Here is a 25503-nt window from a genome sequence, read left to right as displayed (position 1 = left end):
TGTTACGAATTGCCATTGACGTGCAGAGCACGATAAACATTAATCAACCGCACGCCACCCAGATGCAACGAGACTAAATAAATTCCGGCGGCACTGATTACCATGCCTGCCAACGTGGATAGGCGAACCGGTAAAGCGGCATTACGCCAAAAATCTTCTGTCGGTAACAGCAGCCAAAGTAAAGCGGCCATTGCTGACAGTGATACGGCTAAAACCACGAAAAATCGCCTCCATCCTGGTAGTGGCACATGCCACTTGCGGCGTTTCAACAGATACCACAAAGCGGTAGCATTTAAGCAGGCACCTAGGCTAATAGACAATGCCAAACCAGAGTGGTTCCAATTTAGTCCAAAAATGAGCACCGCATTCATTCCTTGTGTGAGGACGAGCATTAACAGGGCTGTTTTGGCCGGCGTTGCGGCATCTTGACGGGAAAAAAAAGCTGCCGCCAATGGTCGTATTGCTACCAGTCCAACAACGCCGATACTGTAAGCGACGACAGCTTGCGCTGTCATAGCCGCATCGGTAGTGGAAAAGGCACCATGCAAAAAAAGCACATTAACTACCGGTACAGCCAGCAAAGCCATGCCGACAGCGGCAGGGGCAGCTAGTGCCAGTGTTAGCCGTAATGTGCCGTCAATAATAGCGCAGCTTTTTTTTTCATCAGCAGCATAACTAGAAAGTGCTGGCAGTATCACCGTTGCTAATGCCGCACCAAGTAGACCGGCGGGTAGTTCCATTAGTCGGTCGGCGTAGTACAGCCACGAAATGCTACCGGCGGGTAGTAAAGAGGCGATTAATAGATTAATTAGCAAATTGATTTGTGTGGCACCTGCCCCCAAAGCACCTTGCAACATTAATTTTAACGCTCTACGAACCCGTGTCGTTGGTGGAAAATGAGGTCGCCCCGCAAGCCGTAGGCCAGTGCGCCGCACGGCAAAGGCAACAAGCAGTAACTGCAATAATCCACCAGCAAAAACACCCCAAGCCAGTGCTATTACTGGTTCGGGAAATAAAGGTGCCCCCCATAGGGCGGCGGCGATAAGAGATGTGTTGAGCAATATCGGCGCGGCGGCAGGCGCGGCAAAATATCCGTTGGCGTTGAGCATCACAGCCAACATAGCAACGGTAGAAATAAAAACAATATAAGGGAAGGCGATTTTTAACAAAACTGCCGCTAGTTCAGGATCTTCTAAACCGGGCGCTAGCGTAGTAATGACTTGCGGTGCAGTGATGACAACCAATAATGTCAATGCCGCAAGGAAAATAATAAGAGCCCAGATGAGTTCGCCAGCAAACAGTGCCGCCGCGCGTGGATTTTCATTTTGTGCTTCTTTGTATACAGGGATCGCCGCTTGTGTGAGTGCGCCTTCAGCGGTAAAACGACGAAGAGTATTAGGTAAACGAAAGGCGGCAAAAAAAGCGTCCATGATTGGTCCCGCACCAAATATTGTGGCGGTTACGATATCACGGATTAATCCTAATATTCGTGATATCAAGGTAAAACCGCTAACGGTTACAAAGGCCTTAATTAAATTCACGTTTTTTCAGTTGATTTTGCAGGTGCGTAAAATCAGGTGGGCAGGGGGCGCAAATGCGTACTGCTTCTGATGTTAGTGGGTGGCAAAATGATAATTCTGACGCATGTAAGTAAAGGCGGGCGAATTTTTTTTTGATTTGGCGATTGGCAGCGAAGTCGCCATATTTGTCGTCACCAATAATGGGCAAACCAACGGCGGCCAAATGTACTCTCAATTGGTGAGTGCGACCGGTGCTGATATCGGCTTGAAGTAATGCGGCATTGCTATATTGGCGTAGCAGGGAAGTACGGGTTATTGCCTCTCGCCCGTCATCGGCGACGCGGCTGCCGATGTCTCCGGCGGTGCGTTTAATCGCCAGCGTGATAGTTGCCGCTTGCGGCTGCCACTGTCCAAAAACCATGAGGTTATAACGTTTTTTTACTTGCCGTGCTCGCCATGCAGCGTGCAAAGACCGCAAGGCTGAGTTTTTTTTTGCTAGCAACAGCACGCCAGAAGTGCCTTTGTCAATGCGGTGTACTAGTTCCAAGAAACGTCCGCTGTGTGTTGCTCGTAGGCGCTCAATGACGCCGTGTGATAGTCCGCTGCCACCGTGCACGGCCAGTCCGGAAGGTTTATTAACGGCTAGTAGGGCGCCGTCTTCAAATAGTACGGGTAACGCCAGCGGAGCGGCTTGGGCTGTGGAAAAATAAGTTCGGATATTGTCGGGAATGCGCAACACATCGCCCGTTTGTAAGCGGGTACAATGTTCGGCACGGCGGCTGTTAATACGTACCTGCCCAGTGCGAATAATCCGGTAAATTAACCGGCGTGGTGCGCCCTTCATTTCGCGCGCTAAGTAATTATCTAGTCGTTGACCGTCATAATCGGTCCCGACTACCTTGGCTTGCGTGAGTGGCATGGGCGGTGCAATTTCTTTTTGCATTGCAAACACAGTTTATCTTATAATCCATAAATGTTGGAGCGTGATGCGCGGGAGAATATTTTTTAGACGTTCATTTGCGCTCAGACTGCGTTGCAGTCATACGGTTTAAGCCGCTCACCGTGTTGCCAAAAGCGGTAGAATTATGCCCAAAAGCGGTTTTGACCGCTCGCCTGAAATGATGAATAAAAATTTGCACAAAATATTGCGTTTGTTGACCATTCTTGTTGTGTCATGCAAACCGGCGGTCGCGCTTGCGGCAGGAAAGAATTCCATTCATGAAACAAATATACATCAATACCCGCCAGGCGGAAGAAAACCGTATTATTATTACCGAAAAAGGCAAGTTAACTGGATTTGAGCAAGATATTGCCGGTAGCGAAAACAAAAAAGGGGATATTTACAAAGGTGTAGTTACCCGTGTTGAGGAAAGCCTTGATGCTGTTTTTGTTGATTTTGGTGAAGAAAAAGAAGGCTTTTTGCCTTTCAAACATATTGCACCTAATTTACTGGGAGCTAGCGGCGGCAAAAATAAGGTTGTTGAAGGTGATAGCATCTTGGTGCAAATCAAAAAAGACCATGTTAGTGGTAAGGGATCTGGTCTAACCACTTATATTACGCTGGCTGGTAGCTATTTGGTATTGCGTCCCAACCGCGAAGCACGGATGTTGGTGTCTAAGCAAGTTGATCAGCAGGAGCGAAAGAAAGCGTTGGAAGCTTTTAAATCGCTAGATTTGCCAGAAGGTATGAGTGTTATTTTGCGCAGTGCCGGACAAGAACGCGGCGTTGAAGAATTACGTTGGGATTTGGAATCATATTTGCTTAAGTTGTGGGGTGCGATTGAACAGGCTGCTGCGGCAAATGACAAACCAATTTTGATTTACCGGGAAAACAATTTGCTATTGCGTACGGTACGTGATTATTTTAGTCCAGACAAAGATGAAATTCATTGTGACAGCCCAGACGATTACAATGAATTAAAACGATTTTTGTCTTTATTGAGTGTCGGCGGCGCCGACAATTTGTACTGTCACGACGGCAACGGCACAATGGTGCCGGAAGAAGTGGAAAAACAGATTGACGAAATACACGAGCGAAAAGTTCGTACCTCGTCTGGTGCCGTAGTGGTGTTTGACAGTACCGAGGCACTGGTGGCAATTGACGTTAACTCGGCGCAGATGCGTACGAGTAGTGATATTGAAGAAACAGCGTTGCGCTCCAATATGGAGGCAGCGGAAACGATTGCCTTACACTTGCGGTTGCGTGATTTAGCTGGGCTAATTGTTGTGGACTTTATTGATATGGTGAACGAGAAAAATCGCACTAAGTTAGGCAATTATCTTGCCGAGCTGTTACGCAAGGATCGAGCTCGCGTTCAATGGACATCACTATCACGTTTTGGATTGATGGAAATTTCTCGTCAGCGGTTGTCACGACCGGTCGAGGCCACACAAAATTTGCCTTGTAAAGCTTGCCAAGGTACTGGTAGACAATGGCGCCCAGAAGCATTTGCCTTGCGGCTATTGCGGCAGATTCGTGCGACTACTCAAAAAAATGAAGTGAGCGCTGCAGTAGTTCGAGCGCCGGAAGATACTGCCATATACTTACTCAATGAAAAGCGGGTGGATTTGCGTAGATTGGAAGATGAAAGTAACTGTGAAATTATTATTGCACCATCGGAGCAGATGTATGCACCAGATTTCAACATTCGTTCGATTCGCGACAACCGACGTTTAACGGATAGTTATAAATCTGACACTGCTACAGGAACGGATTATGCTGATGCCGCACATGAACGGTTGCTTGCGCGCGGGGGTTCAAAATTAACTAAGCCGCTAATCAATACCGTCATGCCGGAAACACGCGCTCCGAGTGCAAAAGATGACGGCTTTTTTACTAAACTGTGCAAGAAGTTATTCAGCGCTGGCGGAGAAAAGAAAAAGTTGGTGGTTAACGATTCTGCTTGGAAGACAGAAAAAAACACCTCTACAAAACGGTCAGCGACTAACAGCAATGGAAAAAACACTCGGTCAAATAATAAAAATGTTGCCGCCAGCAAGCAGGGGCGAAAAGATTCTTCTACTGGTATGGGTTCTCAAAAAACAGCTGCTGCCCCAACGAGTGAAAAGTCACCTGAAAAAAGGCGTAGTCGCCGTTCATCAACGCGTCGCAATACTGCTTCAACTGTTGCGACGATTACGGAGGAGAAAGCTGATTCAGTGATCACTGATATTGCCAAAAAAGCAACGACAGAAATTGTTGCTAAAAAAGAAAGTAACGTTACTAATAATGTTAATGTTGCCAAGAAGCCGGAGGTTGATAAAGAGAAAATCACCCCTGTTGTTGTCGGTGCTGCCGAAGATGTAAAAGTTGAAACAACTACCAAGCCAGTTGCTACTGCTAAGAAAGGTGCGGCTAATTCTGATAAAACGATGCGGTCAAAAATCACGAGTAAAGAAACTCCAAAAGTAGGAGCTTCCGACAAAGGAACTGAAAAAGTGTGGTTTGAGCCTGAAGATGATGTTGATAAATCGCAACTACCTACGAGCGGGGAAGAAAATAAACGAGAGAAGGCAGCTGTAGCGGTACCACCGAAAAAATTGGCAGAACCGTCAAATCGCACGTCTGTAGTCAAAAAAGCTAAGTCCGAAGTAATCAAAACGTCGGATGAGGCATTTTCGACACCGAATGAAAGTAGGGGCGGCGCCTCACCGGCGGTATCTTTACAAATGATAGAAAGTTCTGGTACCGCGAAGGAGCCTGTAAAAATCACTCACAATGTAAAAGAGCTGCCTCAATCATCTGCTTTGCCGTCATCAACGCCTGCGAAAGAGGATACTGTAATGAAGCAAGTAGAAAGCAATGTGAATCAAAACGTTAATTCGTCAACATCAGTGGGGGATTAATCGCGAGATATATTTTGCGACTAAAGTTACAAACGTCGTAAAATATATCGAGACATTAAAAAGCTAGCGGGACATTGACGGAAAAAATAAATAACGGAACCCGTTCCCCAATAATACCGGCAACTAGTGTTATTTTCAATTGAATAGCCTAATTAGATATTGTACGGCGTAGACAAGTGGATATGCGCTATTTGCATCATGTATGGTCGGCTCGAAAGGTTATTTTTAAGTGCAAAAAATACGATGCCGATGCCGATAACGAAAAAAATAGTATATGCCACTTGGGACTGGCCGCTACCAGTGCCAGTAGATAGATTAAATAGGGAAAAACAGTATTGATGCCGCCTGCAAAGAGGAAGCGGAGTGGCTCAATTTTGGTGTATTTCGTCCACCACATATACGGGTCGATTTCTTGCAAGTTAGCGAAGTGTCGTAAGGTAACCTAGCATTTTTAGAGTGAAACATTAATTTAATTGTGCTCATTTGCTGACTCAATCGAATTTTTAATACAGGTTATTGATTTTTTCTGGTGATGATCTCTAGAAAAATATCATAGCTACGAATGTAATCAGCTTCATCATAATAATCGCTAGCAAATGTTAATAGTAAAGCATTATCCATAAACCGCATCTCATGCCAAATCATTTTGTCTATCAATACCCCTCGTGTTGGCGTATCCAATAAAATAGTCTGTCGCTCATGACCATTATCTAATGCCATTTCACAGTTACCACGTAGGCAGAAAGCGACTTGCCGTAAATTTTGGTGGGCATGAAAGCCGCGGGCTTGCTCTGGTGAAAGATTGTCCAGCCAATACGCTCGCTTGACGACAAAAGGAATATCTCGTTCACTTTCTATAAAAGTCACCGTGCCGCGAGAATCGGCAATGTGACGTAGTTGCACAATGGTGGGTTGCATGATTGTTCGTTATCCGGCGTAACGTTGCCTGTTAATATTCAGTTTACATCCCATAAAAATCGGTAACCATCAATTATTATAGTAGCTTGTTTATGCATTTTTTGCATAGTAATATTTCTTATAATACTGGATAGTTTAACTTAATTTGTCGGAAAAGGCAGGTTGGGTAGGGCAGTAGTTTTATGAAGAAAGTATTGTACGTAGATAACATCCATAAGGCGTTTTTTTTAAATCATCAGTACATGCAGTCAGCATACTATTATCCATCCAGCCGTTGCGCCAAGCGACTTCTTCAGGGCAAGCAATCATTAGGTTTTGCTGGTTTTGTACTACACGTACAAAATCCGCTGCAGCTGCTAGACTGTCTGGGGTACCGGTATCAAACCACGCCATACCGCGTCCCAAAGTTTGCACATTGAGAGTGTTCCGTTGCAGATATATTCTGTTTAAATCGGTGATTTCTAGTTCGCCGCGCGCTGAAGGCTTGAGATTAGCGGCAACATCACAAACCGACTCATCATAAAAATAACACCCAGTAATGGCGTATGAAGATTTCGGTTTTTCCGGTTTTTCTTCCAACGATATTGCCTGACCCGCATTATTAAATTCTACTACACCAAAACGCTCGGGGCTCGGGACATGGCAGGCAAACACAGTGGCACCAGCTTTCGTATTTGAAGCTGCTATTAATTGTCCAGCCAAGCCGGCGCCATAGTAGATGTTGTCGGCTAGTACGAGTGCGCTAGGAGCACCGTCCACAAAATCAGCGCCGATAATAAATGCATCAGCAATGCCGCGCGGCTCGTCTTGTACTATATATGAAAATTGCATGCCCCAGCGTTTGCCATCACCGAACAAGCGGCGGTGAGCATCTTGTGTTTGTGGTGTGGTAATGACTAAAATGTCGCGGATGCCGGCGAGCATGAGCACGGATAGCGAATAATAAATTAGCGGCTTATCATAGACAGGCAACAGCGATTTGGGTGTTGCCAGTGTTGCCGGATAGAGTCGTGTGTTGGCGCCGCCGGCCAGCAAGATGCCGCGCCGCGCCGTCATTTCCAGTTGCTTTCGTTGACCACCATTTTCTCTAGTAACGGCGCCCACCATTGCTCATTACTACGGTACCAGGCGACGGTATCGGCAAATCCCTCATCAAGACCGATGGTTGCTTCCCATCCCAGCTCACGGCAAATTTTGATATTGTCCAGCAGGTAGCGGCGGTCGTGGCCGGGACGGTCGGGAACATATTCTTTATAAGAATCATCAAACCCAAAGGCGGTTAACAAACGGTCAGCAACTTCTTCGATGTCCATTTCGGTTTCGCTACCGATATTGTAAGTTTCACCAATTTGACCAGCGGTAATGATTTTTTCCACCGCCCGACAGTGGTCCAACACGTGCAGCCATTCGCGGCGGTTGCAGCTGCTTTTGTACAGCGGCATTTTTTCGCCTCGCATCAGGCGAGTGCAGAAGTGCGGAATTAATTTTTCCGGAAATTGATAGGGACCATAATTGTTAGCGCAAATGGAAATAGTTGCCGGTAATTTAAAAGTTTCCACATAAGCACGCACAGCGTGGTCAGCGCCGGCTTTGGAGGCGTTATAAGGTGTACGCGGACGGTAGGGATAATCTTCTTGAAACTTGTCCGTTGAATCTAGCGCTAAATCGCCAAACACCTCGCAGGTAGAAATATGGTGAAAGCGTGGCGTTTTTGCCTGCCGAGCTGCTTCTAGTAGCGTTTGTGTCCCCAATACATTGGTACGAAAAAACGAACCTGGATCTACAATTGCACGGCTGTTGTGTGATTCAGCGGCAAAATTAACAATAACATCCGGCTTATGTTTTTCCAGCGTTGTTATAACGGAATTCATGTCGGCAATGTCGGCGTGGATAAATGTATAACGTGGGTTATCAGCGACGTCGCTTAGATTTTCAAGATTGCCGGCATAGGTGAGAGAGTCAAAATTAATAACGCGATCTTCCGAGTGATTATTTAACCAATGACGAATAAAATTGGTGCCGATAAAACCGCAACCGCCAGTAACCAGTATTGTGCTCATTGTTTTTTTGTTTCTTTAATTTTAGTAAAACTTTCTGCCGCCGCATCTTGTGTGGATTGAATGTCGGCATCATTGTGTGCGGCACTGATAAAGCCGGCTTCATAAGAGGATGGAGCGAAATAAAATCCTTTTTTTAGCATAAGATGGAAAAATTGGCGAAATGATATCATGTTAACATCTTGTGCCTCAGATAAATTTTGAGGTGGGGTAGAGCGAAAATACATTCCCCACATGCCTCCAATATGGTCACAACAGAAAGGTGTGTCACTTTGATTGGCTGCATCAGTAAGTCCTTTTGTTAGGCGAGCAGTTGCAGCGTGAAGGTTGTCGTGAAATCCTTCCTGCAACACAATATCAAGCGTTGCTAATCCTGCTGATAATGCTACCGGATTGCCCGATAGCGTACCGGCTTGATACACACTGCCCAGTGGCGCTAGTGTATGCATGATATCCTGTCGCCCACCAAAAGCTGCGACGCCCAATCCGCCACCAATGACTTTACCCAAACAAGTTAAGTCGGGGCGAATATTAAGCAACTGCTGGGCGCCACCGGCGGCAACACGAAAACCGCTCATCACCTCGTCAAAAATAAGCACACTGCCATATTTTTCGGTTTGCTGGCGCAATGTGCGTAAAAAATCATCATTGCCGCGCACCAAATTCATGTTGCCGGCGATAGGTTCTACTATTACGGTGGCGATGCGCTCGCCATACTGGAGAAAAGCGTCGGTGACGGCTTGAGCATCGTTGTAGGGAAGTACCAATGTGTCGGCGACCGCGGCGGCGGGGACGCCTTCCGAGGCAGGTAGTCCTTGTGTGAGTACACCTGAACCGGCGGCAACCAGCAGCGAATCAGCGTGACCATGATAGCAGCCGGCAAATTTAATTAATAAATCACGACCGGTATAACCGCGCGCTAGACGAATGGCACTCATCGTCGCTTCAGTGCCGGAATTGACAGCGCGCACCATTTCTATTGAAGGCATTGCGCGGCGAATGGTGTCAGCAAAGCGATATTCTATTTCTGTTGGTGCGCCAAAACTAATGCCGCTTGTCGCCGCTGCCGCCGCTGCCGCCACGACATCTTTGTGCGCATGACCAACAATCATCGCCCCCCATGAGCACACATAATCAACATATTCACGGTCGTCAACATCATACAATCGTGAACCTTTACCGCGGGCAATAAATACAGGAGTTCCTCCGACTCCTTGAAATGCGCGCACCGGTGAATTAACTCCACCAGGAATGGCTTCAAGGCTCTGCTCAAAAAGCTGGTTGGATTGTTGCATGAGCTAATTTTAACTGTCGTTTTTATCTTTACCAAAAGCAGTACATAGTCGCTGTGCTGCTTCTTCAATATCTACGGCATTAAATAAAGACGAAATTACAGCAGCTGCATCTGCACCGGCAGCGGCTATCTGTCCGATATTGTTGGCGTTGATGCCACCGATAGCGATTATTGAAATCCCCGGGCACATTTTTTTTATGTGGAGAATCGTGCTCGGAGGGCAAGAGGTAGATTGAGGTTTGGTTGGAGATAAGAATACTGCACCCAAAGCGCAATAAGTTGCACTTGCCAATTTGGCAGCTCGAACAAACTCTAAATTATTATGACAAGTCATTCCTATGATTTTTTGTTTTCCCATAATTATTTGTGCTTTCTCTATATTTAAATCGCTGCGTCCCAAGTGTACGCCGTCCGCACCAGCGTATTGTGCCAATGTCGGACTGTCATTAACAATAAATGGAACACTATAGCGACGACAAATGTTTGCTAGTCGAAGCGCTCGCTGCTGGCGTTTTTCCTCGGTAGTATTTTTATCTCGGTACTGTAGCGCGGAGGCGCCACCGGTTAGTGCTGCCTCACACTGTTCCATTAGTTCCGAATCGCTTTCAATGCCGGATGGCGTAATGGCATATAGTCCACGAATGACTGGTGGTTTTTGGATATTAAACTCGGGTAAGAATGTTGTCTAGCCAAGCGCAGGGCAATAATCTCTTAAGGTACCAAAAAGCGATGGTGGGAATAGTCACCCGATAGCGCAACTTGGGACGGCGGGCGTTTAGCGCATGTAGAAGATTTTTGTACACCGCTTTAGGCTCCAGCGCGAAGGGCATGCTTGCACCTTTCGACCACGCTTCTTGCATGCGTACGTAGGCATCGTGGTGGGCGCTGGTGTCGGTATCAATTTGCCGGTGAAAATGAGTGGCGGCATTTTGGCGAAAAGCACTGACAATAGGTCCCGGTTCAATCAATGCAATATGAATATTGGTGCCGGCTAATTCCAGCCTCATGGTATCACTGAGTGCTTCCAGTGCATATTTGGAAGCATTGTAGGCACCGCGATATTTCAAACAAACAAAGCCTAATACCGATGAATTTTGGATAATACGTCCGCCGCCGTCTTTTCGCATGATGGCAATGGCAGTATTAGTTAGTTCTTGCGTGCCGAAAACGTTGCTTTCAAACTGTGCTCGTAAAGCGTCGCGGCTGAGATCTTCTACCGCGCCGGGTTGACCGTAAGCGCCATTATTAAATAGCGCATCCAAACAGCCGCCGGTTTGAGCAAGTACTGTCTCCATCGCTGAATGAATACTTGTTGGACTGTCCAAGTCCAATTGCAAAGCGTCCGACAATCCGTCTTTTTGCAATTTTTCGACATCTTCGGTTTTGCGAGCGGAAGCAAATACCCGCCAGTCTTGGCGTTTTGCCAAAGTCAGCGCGCAGTGCCGACCAATGCCGCTAGAACAACCGGTAATCAAAATATTACGTCGCATGAAAGAATTATATGCTGGATTTGATGTGTATAAATTATCAGTATAATCGTCGAAAAAGAAGAGTAATAATGAAAACACAAGCGATTAACATTCACTCGCACGGAGGTCCCGAAGTGTTACTGGCGGAGGAAGTCAATATCCCCGCACCAGTGCAGGATGAAATACGAGTACGGGTGCATGCGGTGGGGGTTAATTTTATTGACGTGTATCACCGCACTGGTCTGTATCCGGTACAGTTGCCAGCGACATTAGGACTGGAGGGCGCTGGAGTAGTGGAGGCTGTAGGCGACGAAGTTCAGGGATTAGCGGTGGGCGATCGAGTTGGTTATTGCACTGGTGCCTTGGGCGCATATGCCGGTTGTCGGTTGCTCAAAAGCAATAAGGCGGTGCGATTACCTGACGATGTGTCTTTTGAACAGGCGGCAGCGGTGTTGCTCAAAGGCATGACAGCGGAATATTTGATTCGTCGTGTCCGACCAACACATGTCGGTGATGTGGTATTATTTCACGCAATCGCTGGTGGTGTGGGATTGATTGCCTGTCAATGGTTGAAGCAACTTGGCGCAGTGGTGATTGGCACGGTAGGCAGTGAAGAAAAAGCCGAACTTGCCCGAGCACACGGTTGTGACCATGTGATTTTTTATGGGCGAGAGGATGTGGCGGCTGCGGTGCGTAAATTGACTGATGGCGCCGGTGTGTCTGTTGCTTACGATTCGGTCGGCGCGACGACGTTTGAGGGTACGCTCAACGCGTTATCACAGCGCGGCATGTTTGTGTCATTTGGCAACGCTTCGGGACCGGTCGCGCCGGTTGCTCCGGCACTGTTGGCGCAAAAAGGATCGCTGTTTTTTACACGACCAACATTGATGAACTACTGCGGAATGCCGGAAGAATTACGTGCTAGCGCTGACGCTTTATTTTTTGCTTTGCGCACCGGGGTGAAAATCAACATTGGTAGCACGCTACCATTGTCGCAAGCGGCTAAAGCGCACCGTGCGTTGGAATCTCGCCAAACTATTGGCTCAACGATTTTATTGCCGGATTAGATTTGTGATTTGCCGAAAAAAACGTTGATGGTTAATGACTTAGAAATTTGCATATTTAACTTCCTAAAATCAGATTTTGGAATGCTGAGCAATGGTGACGGTTTGTTATTTGGTTCGTTGCTACGCTAAACGACAACATTTCGTTACAGAGAAGAGAGTTTTTTTTGGTGACTGAGAGGGAAGTCATTCATCATTTAAAATACTGATAGGTATAGTTTTATCAGATTAGAAGATGTTTGATATGGGCAATATTGCAATATTTGGTATTAGAGGTTTTGTTTTAAAAGCACGAACGCTTTTGGCGTTTTTGTCTGCTGGTGTCAGTCCCGGGAGAGAGTGAATATGTCGGTCTTGTTGGCAATTTAACTTTACCTCGTGGTGCTAGTGCTTATTCTAATTGGAGTGTTAACGCTCATTTGCGTTGGTATTAAGATACGTCTTCTGATAGTGTAAGATTATCTTGAACTACAGTTTTATCTGGTCCAGCAGTAGTGGTGGTGGTCTTTATAGCGACAGAGATAGCTAGTGGCGAAACTCATGTGGGTTTTTACGGTAGTAAAAATCATTTGATAAGAGAATTACTGCTACCGGAATCTGAAAATAAATTTGTTAATAGAGTTAGATTACGAGAACGTCAATTTGGTAATTTAGACAGTTTCTTATTTGCGTAAAGCTAAAAACTAATGATTTCGGTTTGATAGTCGTGCGTTATTTGCTGCCCTCGCTGATTTCTCAAAGTTAAAAAAAAACGGTTAGCCATAATTGATGGGAAAATAATAATAAATAGTTAAACTGCAGTTAGTGCGGCATAAATTTCATCTGCTGCCGCTTGTGCAAATGTTTTATTTTCTGCCTCTACCATGATGCGGACGAATTCTTCGGTTCCCGATGGACGTACGACAATCCGCCCGTGTCCGCGTAATCGCGTTTCTACTTCAGATAATGCCTGCTGGACGACGTTGTTTTCAAGGGCTTTCCTTTTGTCCGCAACTTTCACGTTACGGCTGCATTGTGGGAGCGGGTGAAAATTCGCTAAAAGTTCCGATAACGGTTTGCCAGTTTCACACATGATAGCCAGCACTTGCAGTGCTGCAATAATTCCGTCTCCAGTGGAATGTAGCCACCGAAGCACGATGTGACCTGATGTTTCCCCGCCGAGCGGCCAGTCGTTTTTTACCAATGCTTGTAGCACTCGACGGTCGCCAACGTCGGCACGATAAAAGTCTGTTCCCATTGTCGCTAAAGCTTGTTCTAAGGCCAAATTAGACATGATGGTTCCTGCTACGCCCTGCAAGGTATTGCCGCGCTGGTGCTCAGCTTGGGCGATAAGATACAGTAGAGCGTCACCGTTGTGAATGGTACCGGTTTCATCAGCCAAAAATACACGGTCAGCATCGCCGTCCAAAATGACACCTACATTGGCACCACATGCCGCAGTTTTTTGCGCAGCGGCTGCCGGCTCCATGACGCCACAATTTACATTAATATTAAATCCATCAGGCTTATCGCAAAAGGGAATGACTTCAGCACCGAGCTCGTGAAAGACTGGCGGGGCAACATGATAAGCAGCGCCGTTTGCGCAATCTACCAGTACTCGTTTGCCGCGCAGGCTCATGTTCGAAGGAAATGATCGTTTGCAAAATTCTACATAGCGTCCAGCTGCATCATCCAGTCGTCGAGCTCGCCCGGGTTCACCAACGAAAGACAGCGACTGTGTTGTCATGGCGGCTTGTTCTATGCCCGCTTCTGTTTCATCGGGTAGTTTGCAGCCATCAGCGGCGAAAAATTTAACGCCATTGTCATCGTATGGATTGTGAGAGGCACTGATAACGACGCCCGCTGACAAGCGCAGCGTTTGTGTGAGATACGATACCGCCGACGTTGGTAGCGGACCGGAAAGCAATACATCTACACCAGCGGCAGCAAAGCCGGCTTCTAGCGCTGATTCCACCATGTAACCGGATAGCCTCGTATCTTTGCTAATGAGAACTTGAGGTGCGACGGTGTTGCCTGCTAATACTTGACCAGCGGCGAATCCCAAACGCACCAACACGTCGGGAGTCATTGGCGGTTTGCCAATGCGCCCGCGTACGCCGTCAGTGCCGAATAATCGTTGTGTCATTGCAATATCTAATTATAGGTGGCGAAAGGTGAATTTTACCGGCATTTAATCCAGCATTGTCGTTACAGATAGGGCGTCCAGTGTGGCGGTTACATTGTGCGTTCGTACAATATGTGCGCCGCGCTGGTACAGTAGCGCTGCTAAAACGGCGCTGGCGGTATCGCGGTCTGTTGGTCGTTTGCGCCCGGTGAGGGCACCTAGAAAGGACTTGCGCGATACGCCCAGCAGTACTGGGTACCCGCCGCCAATTTGCGGTAGCGTGTGCAGTAACTGCCAATTGTGTTCAATCGTTTTGCCAAAACCAATACCCGGGTCAACGCAAATACGATTTGCCGCAACTCCTGCCGTTCGTAGCGTTGTTGTTTGTGCTTGCAAAAAAGCGTTAACTTCCGTTGTCACATCATTATATTGTGGCGCTTGTTGCATAGTGGAGGGCGTGCCACACATGTGCATGACGGCAATGCCGCAGTCTGATTGTGCGGCAATATCTAGCGCATTCGTACCGGTAAACCCGACTACACTATTTAATATGCAGGCGCCAGATCGCAAAGCGGCACGCATGACCGTTGGTTTCATCGTGTCAGCTGATACGGCTGCCCCGTGCGCTGCCAAGCGTTCAATAACTGGAAGCACTCGCTGTTTTTCGTTTTCTTCATCAACGGGTGCAGCACCTGGACGAGTGGATTCACCGCCCACATCTAGCATGTCAGCACCTTCTTCTAGCAATTGCCGACCGTGTGCCACCGCCGCATCGGTAGATAAAAAGCCGCCACCATCCGAAAAAGAATCTGGCGTTACATTTACCACGCCCATAATCAAAGGCTGTGTGCAGTCAAAAATAAATTTTCCACAATGCCACTTCATGAGCGATAAGTGTTGGCTTGTTTGAGAAAATATTTAGCCGTAGTGTGTGTGATTAGTGACATGCCTTACCAAATTTTTTGAGTCGCCAGTAATTGTATGGCCACGGAGTGACAAATCCGACAAGTAGCATTATCGGTACGCTAATGGTGGTTAGGTGGGCGCCTCCGGTGATAAGAAAATCTGTAACATTCATCGCCGTTTCCATTGCCAACATGGAGATAAAACTCATACCCATAGCGGTTTTGAATGCTGTGCTTAAGGTAAAGTCTCTACGAACCAAAATGACGGTTTCCAAACAAATGCTGGTGAGTAGACCATTAATAATTGCGAGCGAAAAAATCCACGAAGGTGGCCAATCGATGCCGCATAATTGAAAAAATAACACGGTACCAAAATCGCCAATGGCGCAGCCGATAAGGCACCATTTGGTGTTGTTAGCACTACGCTTCCAGGTGTGGGAGCTGCACCAAAATTTAGAAAGTGTGCCGCTATCATTATCGGCAACGAATTTAGGCCTTTTCGGGTTCAATGTTTTGTTCTCTTCTTCTAATAGTGTACGTTTCATCCGACCATAAATTTTGCACATATGCCAGTAAGGCAAGAATTTCTTTCTCACTCGATTTATCAGCGAAACTGGGCATTTGTCTACCTTGATTTACACTTCCGTACTTTACTGTACGAATTAATTGCGGTAATGAGTGGTACCACCTGTTTGACGATAATAGAAGCATCATTAATAAAATAACAGTTAGCACACAATGCCGCTCAATGTTATCAAGATAAGAGGGCGGTTACGCATTTTAATTTGTTTTTTTTGTCTCGGTAAAACGTGCTAGCGAACGTGTTTCTCCATGTTGAAACACAGCAAAAATATTTTTATCAATGCCGGCGGCTTTTAACGCGGCATGCAGTTTTTGTGGTGGCTCATCCATGGGTTCATCCGTGAGTTGAAATGTTCCCCAGTGTGTCGCTACGGCGGTGTTGGCGCGCAAATCCTGAAAAATTTTTACTGCTTCATCGGGATTGATGTGTGCTTGTTTCATAAACCAACGTGGCTCATAAGCACCAATCGGAATTGCTACCACGTCGAAACCACCATAGTGTGTACCCAAATCAGAAAAATCTTGTGAATAGCCAGTATCGCCAATAAATAAAAAACGAAAACCTGGTTTTTCTACCACCCACGATGCCCACAAAGTGCGATTGCGATCCCACGGTGCGCGTGAACTCCAGTGCTGGCAGGGAGCAGCAGTTAATTGCATATTATTCAATCGTACACTGTCGCCCCAATCCAGCTCTGTTATGTGCTGTGCCCCGACGCGTGCAAGCCATTGCCTAATCCCGAGCGGCGCACAAAAATGTGTGTCGGCACGCCGTCGCAACAGTCTTGTAATTGAATCCTCATCTAAATGGTCATAATGATTGTGAGAAATAAGCACAATGTCAATATTAGGTAATTCATCCAAAGGAATGCCGGGAGGTGTCCCTCGCCGAGGACCAACAAAAGAAAAGGGAGAGGCACGATCGGAAAAATGCGGATCAGTCAAAATATTAACACCACCTACTTGCAACAATAAGGTAGCATGACCGAGCCAAGTAAGTGTTGCTTCCTTTCGGTTGTTGCGCAAAAAAGCAGGGTCATTTGCTGCTAGTGAAAAGGACAATAGCGGATGGTCGGGGGACTCACGGCGCCAGCGCATCAAGTCGGAAAAAGATTTGGTGATTTGGCCAATATAGTTATTACGAAAGGTACCATTACTTAAATGGTGTGCCGCTTGAAAAGACGCCTGCACACGGCGAGATAATGCAAGAAAAGGCGCGCTGGTAATAAGGGCAAGTGCTCGCAGTGCACGGCGGCGCCCGTTCAGAATATATTTTTTGCGCACAGGTGTTATTGCATCGGATAAATCAACAGATTCATAGTGGTTATTTTATCGTTATTGTTAGTAATTTATTACGAGTTTAATCTGTCTTGCCACTGTTTTTTATGCGTGATAGGTGCCCCAAACCGGCTTTGTATTACTGATATAATTGTGTGCATGACAGCAATAGCGGAAAGAGAAGGAAATATTTGGTTTGACGGCAAAATGACACCGTGGAGGGAAGCTAAAATTCATGTGTTGTCTCATTCTTTAAATTATGGCGTAAGCGTTTTTGAAGGTGTGCGCTGTTATCAAACCGATTCTGGACCAGCAATTTTTCGTTTGACCGATCACACGCGGCGGTTTTTTCAATCAGCGCACATTATCGGAATGAAAATACCTTTTAGCGAAGATGATATTAATGCGGCACAGCGTGCCGTTGTCCGTGATGGTGGCCATAATGCTTGTTATATTAGACCACTGGCTTTTTATGGTGCCTATTCGTTGGGGCTTGCAGTCGACACCAATCCGGTTCAAGTTATCGTTGCGGCCTGGCCGTGGGGAGCTTATTTGGGTGAAGAAGGGATGGAAAAAGGTATTCGAGTGAAGACATCTTCTTATGCTCGCTATCACGTCAATACCACGATGTGCCGTGCCAAGGTTAGCGGTAATTATGTAAATTCAGTGTTGGCGCACAAGGAAGCAGCACAGGATGGCTATGATGAATCATTATTGTTGGACGTGGATGGATTAGTTTCCGAAGGTCCTGGCGAAAACTTGTTTATTGTTGTGCGTAACCAATTGTACACCCCCGAGTTAACTTCTGTTCTTAGCGGTATTACGCGCGACACGGTGATGACGTTGGCACAGGATATGGGCTATGAAGTGGTGGAAAAACGCATCACTCGCGATGCAGTGTATTGTGCCGATGAGGCTTTTTTCACTGGTACGGCAGCGGAAATTACACCAATTCGAGAATTGGATGGTCGGGTTATCGGTAGCGGTGGTCGCGGTCCGATAACAGAAGCATTACAGTCAGCGTTTTTTGACTGCGTAGCAGGCAAGCATCCACGCTCTGCTAACTGGCTGACACCAGCGGCATGAAAGCGCTTGTTAATAGTAACTACACGGTTACACCAAAAGAATTGCCGCTAAGTTGCCCACCAGCCAGTCAAAAAGGATGGGATAAACATCCGCGCGTGTTTTTGCCATTGTCGTCAAGCGCACCGCGTTGCGCGTGTCCTTATTGCGGTACTATTTATTCGCTGGAAAAAAGAGAGGATTCATGACACAGTTTTTTGATGTACACCCAAAAACACCACAGACACGGCTAATTCAGAAGGCGGCAGAATTTTTTCGCAAGGGGGTTGTGGTATATCCGACCGATTCATATTATGCGCTGGGTTGCCTGCAGGGTAATGTGGACGCCATTGCGCGGTTGCGACAGTTGCGTGGTGTGGGAGAGGAACATTTAATGACACTGGCGTGCACAGACTTGGGGCAGATTGGAGACTACGGTGTGATGGATACTGCGGCTTTTCGCGTCATGAAGAAACATGTGCCAGGCGCTTATACTTTTGTGTTGGCGGCGACCAAAAAAGTGTCACGCCGCCTACATCATCCGCGTCGCAAGACGGTAGCTTTTCGCGTTCCGTCGCATCCGGTGGCACAAGCATTGCTTGCAGAAGTGGGTGAGCCTATTATCAGCACGACACTGCGTTTGGTTGGTGATGAAGCTCCGCTTGATGTGGCGGATTTTCGCGAACGATTACGTGGGCAAGTAGATGCGGTGATTGATTCTGGTAGTTGCGTTATGGTGCCGACAACAGTGATTAACTTTAGCGAAAACCCGCCGCAATTGTTGCGAGAAGGTGGCGGTGAAGTAGACGCTGCGGAAGAAGAACAAGGAGTTGCCTGACATGTCGTCGCCTTCTCGGCGGGTGCTATCTGGCATGCGCCCTACTGGCGGTTTGCACTTGGGGCATTGGCGCGGCGTCTTACACAACTGGCGTGCTTTGCAGGAGGCTGGAAATGAATGTTTTTTCTTTATCGCTGACTGGCACGCGCTGACTACCGATTATGCAAATCCTGGTGATTTATTTGTAAATACTCGTGAGATGGTTCTGTCATGGCTATCGGCAGGTTTAGATCCTCAAAAAACCACGATGTTTCGTCAATCTGATGTGCCGGCGCATGCCGAGCTATTTGTGTTACTTTCTATGATTTGTCCACTGCCGTGGCTGATGCATCTGCCTACCTACAAAGAGCAAAAAGAAGCTTTGCAACGTGATTTGGACACTCATGGTTTTTTGGGATATCCGTTGTTACAAAGTGCTGACATTATGATTTACGGTGCAGACTGCGTTCCTGTGGGCGAGGATCAGGTGCCGCACGTGGAATTTACTCGCGACATTGCCCGCCGCTTTAACCGTTTTTATGGTAACACCGAAGACTTTCAAAGTAAATTGATGGTGACAAAAAAAAGTCTCTCTGTTGATGTGCAAACGGCAATAGAAACGTACCAAAAGGATTATCAGCAAAACGGCAACAAACAGGCGTTGGACGATGCTGTGAGTTTGATTGACGAATTGGTGGTAGAAGAAAATACCAAACAGTTGTTGCGGGATGACGTGCGCTACGGTGGTCAAGAGGTGTTGCGAGTGCCGCAAGCGATGCTTACACAGGCGCCGCGGTTGCCGGGAACAGACGGCCGTAAAATGTCAAAATCTTACGGTAATACCATTGATTTAACCGATGTGCCGGAAGCGGTTGAGAAAAAAATAGCTCGTATGCAAACCGACCCGGCGCGGGTGCGGCGTAGTGACAAAGGCGAACCAACACGCTGTCCAGTATGGTCATTGCATCGGGTGTTTTCCGATATGGACACGCAAAATGGGGTGGCGGAAAGTTGCCGTAGTGCCGCTATTGGCTGTGTGGACTGTAAAAAGCGTTTGAGTGCGGCGGTTAATGACGATTTGGAGCCATTGCGCGAGCGTCGTGCTGCGGTTGATAAAACAGGCATAGTGGAAGATATTCTTGCCGATGGCGCCTTACGCGCTGCCAAGTCCGCTGAACAAACCATGCAAGAGGTACGGCGTTTTATGCATTTGGTCTCATGAGCGATACTCTGAACGATAGTGCACTAACGCCAATGGCGCTGGTGTATGGAGAGCCACTGAATGATACGCCGAGTTCTTTATATATTCCGCCGACGGCGATGCGAGTGTTGCTGGAGCACTTTGCGGGACCATTGGATTTGCTGTTGTATCTAGTGCGCAAGCATCGGTTTGATATTATGGATATTCCGATGACGGTGTTGTGCCGTCAGTATGCCGCTTATGTAGAGGAAGCGCTCAAAATTGAAGATAATCTTGAAATTGCTGCCGATTATCTGACTATGGCGGCATTTTTAGTTGAAATTAAATCCAAAATGCTGTTGCCAAAATTAGCGGTGGCAGAAGATGAAGAAGATGATCCGCGCGCTGATTTAGTGCGCCGCTTGCTGGAATATGAACGCATTCGTGAGGCAGCGCAACGGCTGGGAGAAATGCCACGGCGGGAACGCGATTTTGTCTCGCCACAAGTGCCGGTGGAATGGCCAGAACGGAAAAAAACAAAGCCCGTGGTGCATCCGGAGCAACTGGCAAGCGCTTTTTGGGCAGTGTTGGCACGTGCACGACAACTCGCACCTTACAAAATGCGTAAAAAAACAGCAAGTGTGCGTGAACTAATGAGTAGCGTGTTGCGGCGACTGGCGGGTGAGCGATGGTTGGGTTTTCGGACACTGGTGTCGCGTGGGTTGCCAGGAATTTCGTTCCTAGCGGTATTGCAGTTGGCAGCAGAACATATTGTATCGCTGCATCAACCAGGACCTGAGGATGAATTATTTGTGCAATTGAGGGAAAACTCAAATGACGCCGGGAAAAATTAAAAGTATCATAGAATTTTCGTTGCTGACCGCTGGCGAGCCGCTGGGCATGGCAAATTTGAAGCGGTTATTGGCTGACGATGCTGAAGAATCTGTAATTCTCGCTGCGCTTGCCGAATTGGAAAATGATTGGGAAGAGCGGGCTATGCGGCTTGCGAAGGTAGCGAGCGGCTATCAGTTTGTCAGCCGCAGCGGTTATGTTGACTATTTACGTCGCTTGCAACCGCAAAAAAATACTCGGTTATCACGTCCTTTGTTGGAAGTGTTGGCTGTGATCACTTATCAGCAACCGGTCACGCGCGGAGATGTGGAGCGGGTGCGGGGAGTGGCAGTGTCATCGGTACAAATCGCCGCTTTGGAGGAACTGGGCTGGATAGAGGAAGTCGGGCGGCGGGAAACACCGGGGCGACCGATTTTATACTGTACTACAAAGACATTTTTAAATGATTTGGCTGTGGCATCGTTGGATGCGTTGCCGTCACTGTCCCCGGATGATGCGGATACTGCTGCTCTTGCCGACATTGAAAATGATGATGGTATCTTGACGGAAAGCAGTGCTCATGCGTTGAAAAAAAACAATGCAACTGAAAACGAAATAGCGCCGCTATTTGAAAACGGCAATGATGCGGAAAATGGCGCCTCTACAAACGACAACATCTCATCATAAAAGCACGGCGGGTAATACGACCTAGACCACCATATTTTTTACTATATTTAACAGCGATGAAAACATTAAACAAAGAAGGGAAAAATTCCCGTTCTGCTAAACCGTCCCGCAACAACAAAACATCTTATGGAGGAGGTAAAAACTCTCGCCGTCCTGTGGAGCCGGCACCGCGTGATTTTCATACCTTTAGTGAAGGAAAGGCACCATACAAACGTAGTAGCAATGAAGGAGCTTCGTTTGATAAACCGTCATCGCCACGCTTTCGTCCATCAAATAAAAAGACATCCTACGGAGGAGGTGATAAAGATTCTCGCCGTCCTGTGAAGCCGGCACCGCGTGATTTTCACGCCTCTAGTGAAGGAAAGGTACCATACAAACGTAGTAGCAATGAAGGCGCTTCTTTTGATAAACCGTCATCTCAGCGATTTCGTCCGTCAAGTAACAAGATATCCTATGGAGGAGGTAATAAAGATTCTCGCCGTCCTGTGAAGCCGGCACCGCGTGATTTTCACGCCTCTAGTGAAGGAAAGGTACCATACAAACGTAGTAGCAATGAAGGCGCTTCTTTTGATAAACCGTCATCTCAGCGATTTCGTCCGTCAAGTAACAAGATATCCTATGGAGGAGGTAATAAAGACTCTCGCCGTCCTGTGAAGCCAGCACCGCGTGATTTTCACGCTTTTAGTGAAGGAAAAGCACCATACAAACGTGGTAGCAATGAAGGTGCTTCATTTGATAACCCGTCACCGCCACGCTTTCGTTCGTCAAGTAACAAGACGTCCTACGGAGGAGGTGAAAAAGATTTTCGCCGTCCGGTGAGGTCGGCACCGCGTGATTTTCACGCCTCTAGTGAAGGAAAGGCACCATACAAACGTGGTAGCAATGAAGGTGCTTCTTTTGATAAACCGTCATCTCAACGCTTTCGTTCGTCAAGTAACAAGACGTCCTACGGAGGAGGTGAAAAAGATTTTCGCCGTCCGGTGAGGTCCGCACCGCGTGATTTCCGTGGTACTAATGATGAAAAACTGCATAAAGTTTTGGCAGCTTTGGGTATTGGCTCACGCCGGAGCGTTGAGCTGTTGATTGAACAAGGGCGAGTGCGAGTAAATGGTAAAGTTGCGCGTATTGGTATGCGAGTAACACCGCGTGCAAGCTTAACAGTAAACGGACAAGTGGTACGGCGACGCGCGGCGACTGCAAGGTTGTTGTGCTATCACAAACCTATCGGAAAAATGGTAGAGCGTGGTGCGGATAATTCAGTGTTTAGCGATTTGCCGCTGGTTACTGGTGGTCGTTGGGTCAATATTGGACGGTTGGACGTTAATTCGGAGGGGCTGTTGCTGTTTTCTACTGATGGCGAGTTGGTACAGCAGATGGCGCATCCGCGTTACGCTGTGGAGCGCGAATATTTAGCGCGTGTGGACGGCGAACTCACACCAGAGCAAATCAAAGCTATCAATTCCGGCGTGTTGGTAGATGGCAAACCACTTAAGCCAGCACATTTTTCTTTTCACCGTAGCGCTGAAGGGCGTAATCAATGGTACCGCGTTATTCTTACGGAGGGGAGAAATCGTGCTGTGCGTCGCTTATTTTTACATGTTGAGCGGCAGGTCAGTCGGTTAATTCGCTTGCGTATGGGGGAGTTTTCGCTACCACGTGATTTAGCTGCTGGTCATTGGCGAGAGCTGGTAATAGACCGCGAATCAATGTTGGGGACAAATCGCAACAATTCCCACGATTGACTGCAGTAGTAAAAATAAGTTAGCAGATTTTTGCCATTTTGGCGGTGGAGCCGAGGGGAGTCGAACCCCTGACCTCAGCGATGCGAACGCTGCGCTCTACCAGCTGAGCTACGACCCCCAAGATTTTTTAATGCGAGTTATGCGCCATCAGCAATAGCCAATGCTTTGAGGATAAGCAGTGCCTGGTCATACTGATAATCGTCATCGGGAATAAATGGGGCGGCAATTTCTTCCTCGCCGGCGGGTGTTGCAGTAGTGTTTTCACTACCTTGATCATTTTCCAAATGGCCGAGTAAATTGGCTTCACGTACAGAAAAAGTTTCTTTTGTTTTGATACTATCACCAGCGGAAACTTCAATGTCAGGCTCAATACCTCGTGCTTGAATGGATCGGTTGTTTGGAGTGAAATAGCGAGCTACCGTGAGCTTGATACCAGTTTTTCCTTGCGTTGATCGCAGGCGCAGCAAGGATTGTACCGACGCTTTTCCATAGGTGGGTGTTCCCATAATGACAGCACGGTGATGATCTTGTAACGCGCCGGCGACGATTTCTGAAGCCGATGCCGAACCGTTATTTACAAGTACTACAATGCGCATTTTTTTTACTTCATCGATGAATTGTAGGTTATGATAATACTTTGCTTGCGCGACAAATGTTTTATCACCTTGCTGCCTTCCTCGGTCACTAACTACGGTGACTCCTTTTGGTAAAAAGATAGAGGCTATACCCACGCTGACATCTAGCAAACCGCCAGGGTTGTTGCGCAGATCTAGAACCAGTCCTTTGAGTGAGCGCTTATTTTCTTCACGCAATCGGTTCAAATTATTGACGGCTTCTTCTGCCGTGTTCCGCTGAAAGCGGTTAATGCGCAAATAACCGTAATCTGGCTCAGACAGCGATGCTACCACCGAGGGAGCAACAATCTTTTCGCGGCTAAGCTCTACCTTTCTCGGTACATTGTTCTCGTCACCGGGAGGTGTTAACACTTCTAGAGTAAGAATATCGCCGACTTTGCCGCGCATCATGCTTACAGCCTTTTCAATCGGCATGTTTTTTGTGGAAGTGCCGTCAATGGTAATAATTAAGTCTCCTGCCAGTAAGCCAGCGCGTTCAGCAGGAGACTTGTCAATAGGTGAAATAATTTCTACCCAGCCATCTTTTTCGCCAATGTAAATGCCGACACCGCCATATTCTTCACCGCTTACACTTTCTTCAAATGCTTTTAAATCGGAGGCCTTCAGATAAGTGGAGTGTGGATCAAGCCCGCTAGTCATACCGCGAATTGCATTTTCCATGAGTTCGTCATCCGATACTTCTTCCACATACAATTTTTTTATGTGTTGAAAAACTTCGGTAAACTCGCGCATTTTTTCCAGCGGCATCGGGGTTGTTTGTGCAAAAGCGGAAAAACCGGATTGTCCAGTTGCATAGCCGCCGATAAATAATAAGACGGCGACAGATAAGATTACAAAGTGGCGCATGGTATCAGTGCTAGGTTAGCGTAAATCGCCGGGCTGGTCAGAAAAATACGTTGCTAAGTCTTGTAAATCCTCATTCGTAAGTGTCGCTACTTGTATCGACATGATACTGTTTTTGCGGGCGCCGCTTTTATAGGAACGCAAGGTGTAAAGTAAATATTTTCGGTCTTGACCAGCTAATTTGGGGTAGTTGGCTATGGGAGCGTTGCCTCCTGCGCCGTGACAAGAAGCACATACAGCGACCTTAGTTTCAATGTCTTCGGCAACGGCAGGCAGAGCAAAAAAAATGATGCAGGCGCTGGCAAGCAATTGTTTTATGGAAAGTGAGTTCATGGCTTGTTATCGTTGGCGTAGTAGTCGGCAAGTAACTTAATATCGTCATTTGACAGTTGTGCCGCAATGCCATTCATAGATGGATGTGAACGCTCGCCGTTTTTGTATGCTTGTAGAGCAGCCTGAATGTATTCGCTGCTTTGTCCAACGATTTTTGGTACTGGATATATTTCGGGAAACACTGACCGGTAGCCAGGAATTTCGTGGCAACCCACACACTGATTTGATTTAGCCAAAGCGTCGTCTCCAGGCTGATCGGCTGGTGCGGTAGTCACAAAAAAAATGGGCAATAACGATAGGAAAAAACGTATTTTCATTAGTAAATTATAGCATTCC

At 47.1% G+C, this 25503-nt stretch carries 24 protein-coding genes and 1 tRNA gene; 9 read left to right on the top strand and 16 right to left on the bottom strand.

Annotation, left to right across the window (positions count from 1 at the left end; genetic code table 11):
* Positions 1 to 2 precede the first annotated feature (2 nt).
* Together murJ and NQX30_06865 are read right to left on the bottom strand one after the other, a co-directional pair.
* On the bottom strand, positions 3 to 1541 hold the full coding sequence (gene murJ / locus NQX30_06870; protein ID MDM5148083.1) for a murein biosynthesis integral membrane protein MurJ: 1539 nt from the start codon (positions 1539 to 1541) through the stop codon (positions 3 to 5).
* Positions 1528 to 2463, bottom strand: a complete 936-nt coding sequence (locus NQX30_06865) for an RluA family pseudouridine synthase (GenBank protein MDM5148082.1) — start codon at positions 2461 to 2463, stop codon at positions 1528 to 1530. The genes murJ and NQX30_06865 overlap by 14 nt, the downstream gene beginning before the upstream one ends.
* A 275-nt stretch (positions 2464 to 2738) precedes the next feature.
* Between NQX30_06865 and NQX30_06860 the strand changes: the two genes are divergently transcribed.
* Positions 2739 to 5366, top strand: a complete 2628-nt coding sequence (locus NQX30_06860; protein ID MDM5148081.1) for an Rne/Rng family ribonuclease — start codon at positions 2739 to 2741, stop codon at positions 5364 to 5366.
* 513 nt (positions 5367 to 5879) lie between these two features.
* On the opposite strand, the gene NQX30_06855 is transcribed toward NQX30_06860, so the two are convergent.
* From NQX30_06855 to NQX30_06830, 6 genes are all read right to left on the bottom strand, one after another.
* Positions 5880 to 6284, bottom strand: a complete 405-nt coding sequence (locus NQX30_06855; protein ID MDM5148080.1) for an FdtA/QdtA family cupin domain-containing protein — start codon at positions 6282 to 6284, stop codon at positions 5880 to 5882.
* Positions 6285 to 6464: 180 nt separating this feature from the next.
* Positions 6465 to 7340 carry a glucose-1-phosphate thymidylyltransferase RfbA gene (gene rfbA / locus NQX30_06850; protein MDM5148079.1) on the bottom strand — a complete coding sequence of 292 codons (876 nt, stop codon included), beginning with the start codon at positions 7338 to 7340 and terminating at the stop codon, positions 6465 to 6467.
* Positions 7337 to 8344, bottom strand: coding sequence for a dTDP-glucose 4,6-dehydratase (gene rfbB / locus NQX30_06845; GenBank protein MDM5148078.1), 1008 nt, complete (start codon positions 8342 to 8344; stop codon positions 7337 to 7339). The genes rfbA and rfbB overlap by 4 nt, the downstream gene beginning before the upstream one ends.
* The gene (gene hemL, locus NQX30_06840; protein MDM5148077.1) at positions 8341 to 9636 is read right to left on the bottom strand and encodes a glutamate-1-semialdehyde 2,1-aminomutase; all 1296 of its coding nucleotides are present in this window, start codon (positions 9634 to 9636) and stop codon (positions 8341 to 8343) included. The genes rfbB and hemL overlap by 4 nt, the downstream gene beginning before the upstream one ends.
* Positions 9637 to 9645: 9 nt before the next feature.
* Entirely contained in the window at positions 9646 to 10260 is a 615-nt protein-coding gene (gene thiE, locus NQX30_06835; protein ID MDM5148076.1) for a thiamine phosphate synthase, read from the bottom strand.
* A gap of 37 nt (positions 10261 to 10297) precedes the next feature.
* Positions 10298 to 11125 (bottom strand): SDR family NAD(P)-dependent oxidoreductase, encoded by an 828-nt coding sequence (locus tag NQX30_06830; GenBank protein ID MDM5148075.1) that lies wholly within the window; start codon positions 11123 to 11125, stop codon positions 10298 to 10300.
* 68 nt (positions 11126 to 11193) lie between these two features.
* Here NQX30_06830 and NQX30_06825 point away from each other — a divergent pair, with 68 nt between their 5' ends.
* Positions 11194 to 12171 (top strand): quinone oxidoreductase, encoded by a 978-nt coding sequence (locus tag NQX30_06825; protein ID MDM5148074.1) that lies wholly within the window; start codon positions 11194 to 11196, stop codon positions 12169 to 12171.
* A 787-nt stretch (positions 12172 to 12958) separates the two neighbouring features.
* On the opposite strand, the gene glmM is transcribed toward NQX30_06825, so the two are convergent.
* From glmM to NQX30_06805, 4 genes are all read right to left on the bottom strand, one after another.
* Positions 12959 to 14293 carry a phosphoglucosamine mutase gene (glmM, locus tag NQX30_06820; protein MDM5148073.1) on the bottom strand — a complete coding sequence of 445 codons (1335 nt, stop codon included), beginning with the start codon at positions 14291 to 14293 and terminating at the stop codon, positions 12959 to 12961.
* A gap of 45 nt (positions 14294 to 14338) precedes the next feature.
* The gene (gene folP, locus NQX30_06815) at positions 14339 to 15157 is read right to left on the bottom strand and encodes a dihydropteroate synthase (GenBank protein ID MDM5148072.1); all 819 of its coding nucleotides are present in this window, start codon (positions 15155 to 15157) and stop codon (positions 14339 to 14341) included.
* A 52-nt stretch (positions 15158 to 15209) separates the two neighbouring features.
* A complete protein-coding gene (locus NQX30_06810; GenBank protein ID MDM5148071.1) occupies positions 15210 to 15722 on the bottom strand; it encodes a DUF4396 domain-containing protein in 513 nt (170 codons plus the stop codon).
* A gap of 235 nt (positions 15723 to 15957) precedes the next feature.
* Positions 15958 to 17043 carry an MBL fold metallo-hydrolase gene (locus NQX30_06805; GenBank protein MDM5148070.1) on the bottom strand — a complete coding sequence of 362 codons (1086 nt, stop codon included), beginning with the start codon at positions 17041 to 17043 and terminating at the stop codon, positions 15958 to 15960.
* A gap of 153 nt (positions 17044 to 17196) precedes the next feature.
* On the opposite strand from NQX30_06805, the gene NQX30_06800 reads away from it, so the two are divergent.
* Genes NQX30_06800 through NQX30_06770 form a run of 7 tightly spaced genes read left to right on the top strand, consistent with a single transcriptional unit; the run spans position 17197 to position 23356 of the window.
* Positions 17197 to 18123 (top strand): branched-chain amino acid transaminase, encoded by a 927-nt coding sequence (locus NQX30_06800; GenBank protein ID MDM5148069.1) that lies wholly within the window; start codon positions 17197 to 17199, stop codon positions 18121 to 18123.
* Complete coding sequence (locus NQX30_06795; GenBank protein MDM5148068.1) at positions 18120 to 18308, top strand: zinc-finger domain-containing protein; 189 nt, start codon at positions 18120 to 18122, stop codon at positions 18306 to 18308. Before NQX30_06800 ends, NQX30_06795 begins: the two co-directional genes overlap by 4 nt.
* Complete coding sequence (locus NQX30_06790; protein ID MDM5148067.1) at positions 18305 to 18937, top strand: L-threonylcarbamoyladenylate synthase; 633 nt, start codon at positions 18305 to 18307, stop codon at positions 18935 to 18937. The genes NQX30_06795 and NQX30_06790 overlap by 4 nt, the downstream gene beginning before the upstream one ends.
* Position 18938: 1 nt before the next feature.
* A complete protein-coding gene (locus tag NQX30_06785) occupies positions 18939 to 20138 on the top strand; it encodes a tryptophan--tRNA ligase (GenBank protein ID MDM5148066.1) in 1200 nt (399 codons plus the stop codon).
* Entirely contained in the window at positions 20135 to 20950 is an 816-nt protein-coding gene (locus NQX30_06780; protein MDM5148065.1) for a segregation/condensation protein A, read from the top strand. Before NQX30_06785 ends, NQX30_06780 begins: the two co-directional genes overlap by 4 nt.
* Positions 20931 to 21614: an SMC-Scp complex subunit ScpB gene (gene scpB, locus NQX30_06775; GenBank protein ID MDM5148064.1), complete on the top strand. Its 684-nt coding sequence runs from the start codon at positions 20931 to 20933 to the stop codon at positions 21612 to 21614. Before NQX30_06780 ends, scpB begins: the two co-directional genes overlap by 20 nt.
* A 56-nt stretch (positions 21615 to 21670) precedes the next feature.
* On the top strand, positions 21671 to 23356 hold the full coding sequence (locus tag NQX30_06770; protein ID MDM5148063.1) for an rRNA pseudouridine synthase: 1686 nt from the start codon (positions 21671 to 21673) through the stop codon (positions 23354 to 23356).
* A 45-nt stretch (positions 23357 to 23401) separates the two neighbouring features.
* Here NQX30_06770 and NQX30_06765 read toward each other — a convergent pair.
* The 4 genes from NQX30_06765 to NQX30_06750 form a co-directional block, all read right to left on the bottom strand.
* Positions 23402 to 23474: transfer RNA gene (locus NQX30_06765), tRNA-Ala, on the bottom strand.
* 19 nt (positions 23475 to 23493) lie between these two features.
* On the bottom strand, positions 23494 to 24837 hold the full coding sequence (locus NQX30_06760; GenBank protein ID MDM5148062.1) for a S41 family peptidase: 1344 nt from the start codon (positions 24835 to 24837) through the stop codon (positions 23494 to 23496).
* A gap of 15 nt (positions 24838 to 24852) precedes the next feature.
* Entirely contained in the window at positions 24853 to 25167 is a 315-nt protein-coding gene (locus NQX30_06755; GenBank protein MDM5148061.1) for a cytochrome c, read from the bottom strand.
* A complete protein-coding gene (locus NQX30_06750; protein MDM5148060.1) occupies positions 25164 to 25484 on the bottom strand; it encodes a cytochrome c in 321 nt (106 codons plus the stop codon). Before NQX30_06750 ends, NQX30_06755 begins: the two co-directional genes overlap by 4 nt.
* Positions 25485 to 25503 lie beyond the last annotated feature (19 nt).

The sequence above is a fragment of the Candidatus Persebacteraceae bacterium Df01 genome, assembly GCA_030386295.1.
Taxonomy (GTDB): domain Bacteria; phylum Pseudomonadota; class Gammaproteobacteria; order Tethybacterales; family Persebacteraceae; genus Doriopsillibacter; species Doriopsillibacter californiensis.
This window is presented reverse-complemented; position numbering and strand designations above follow the sequence as displayed.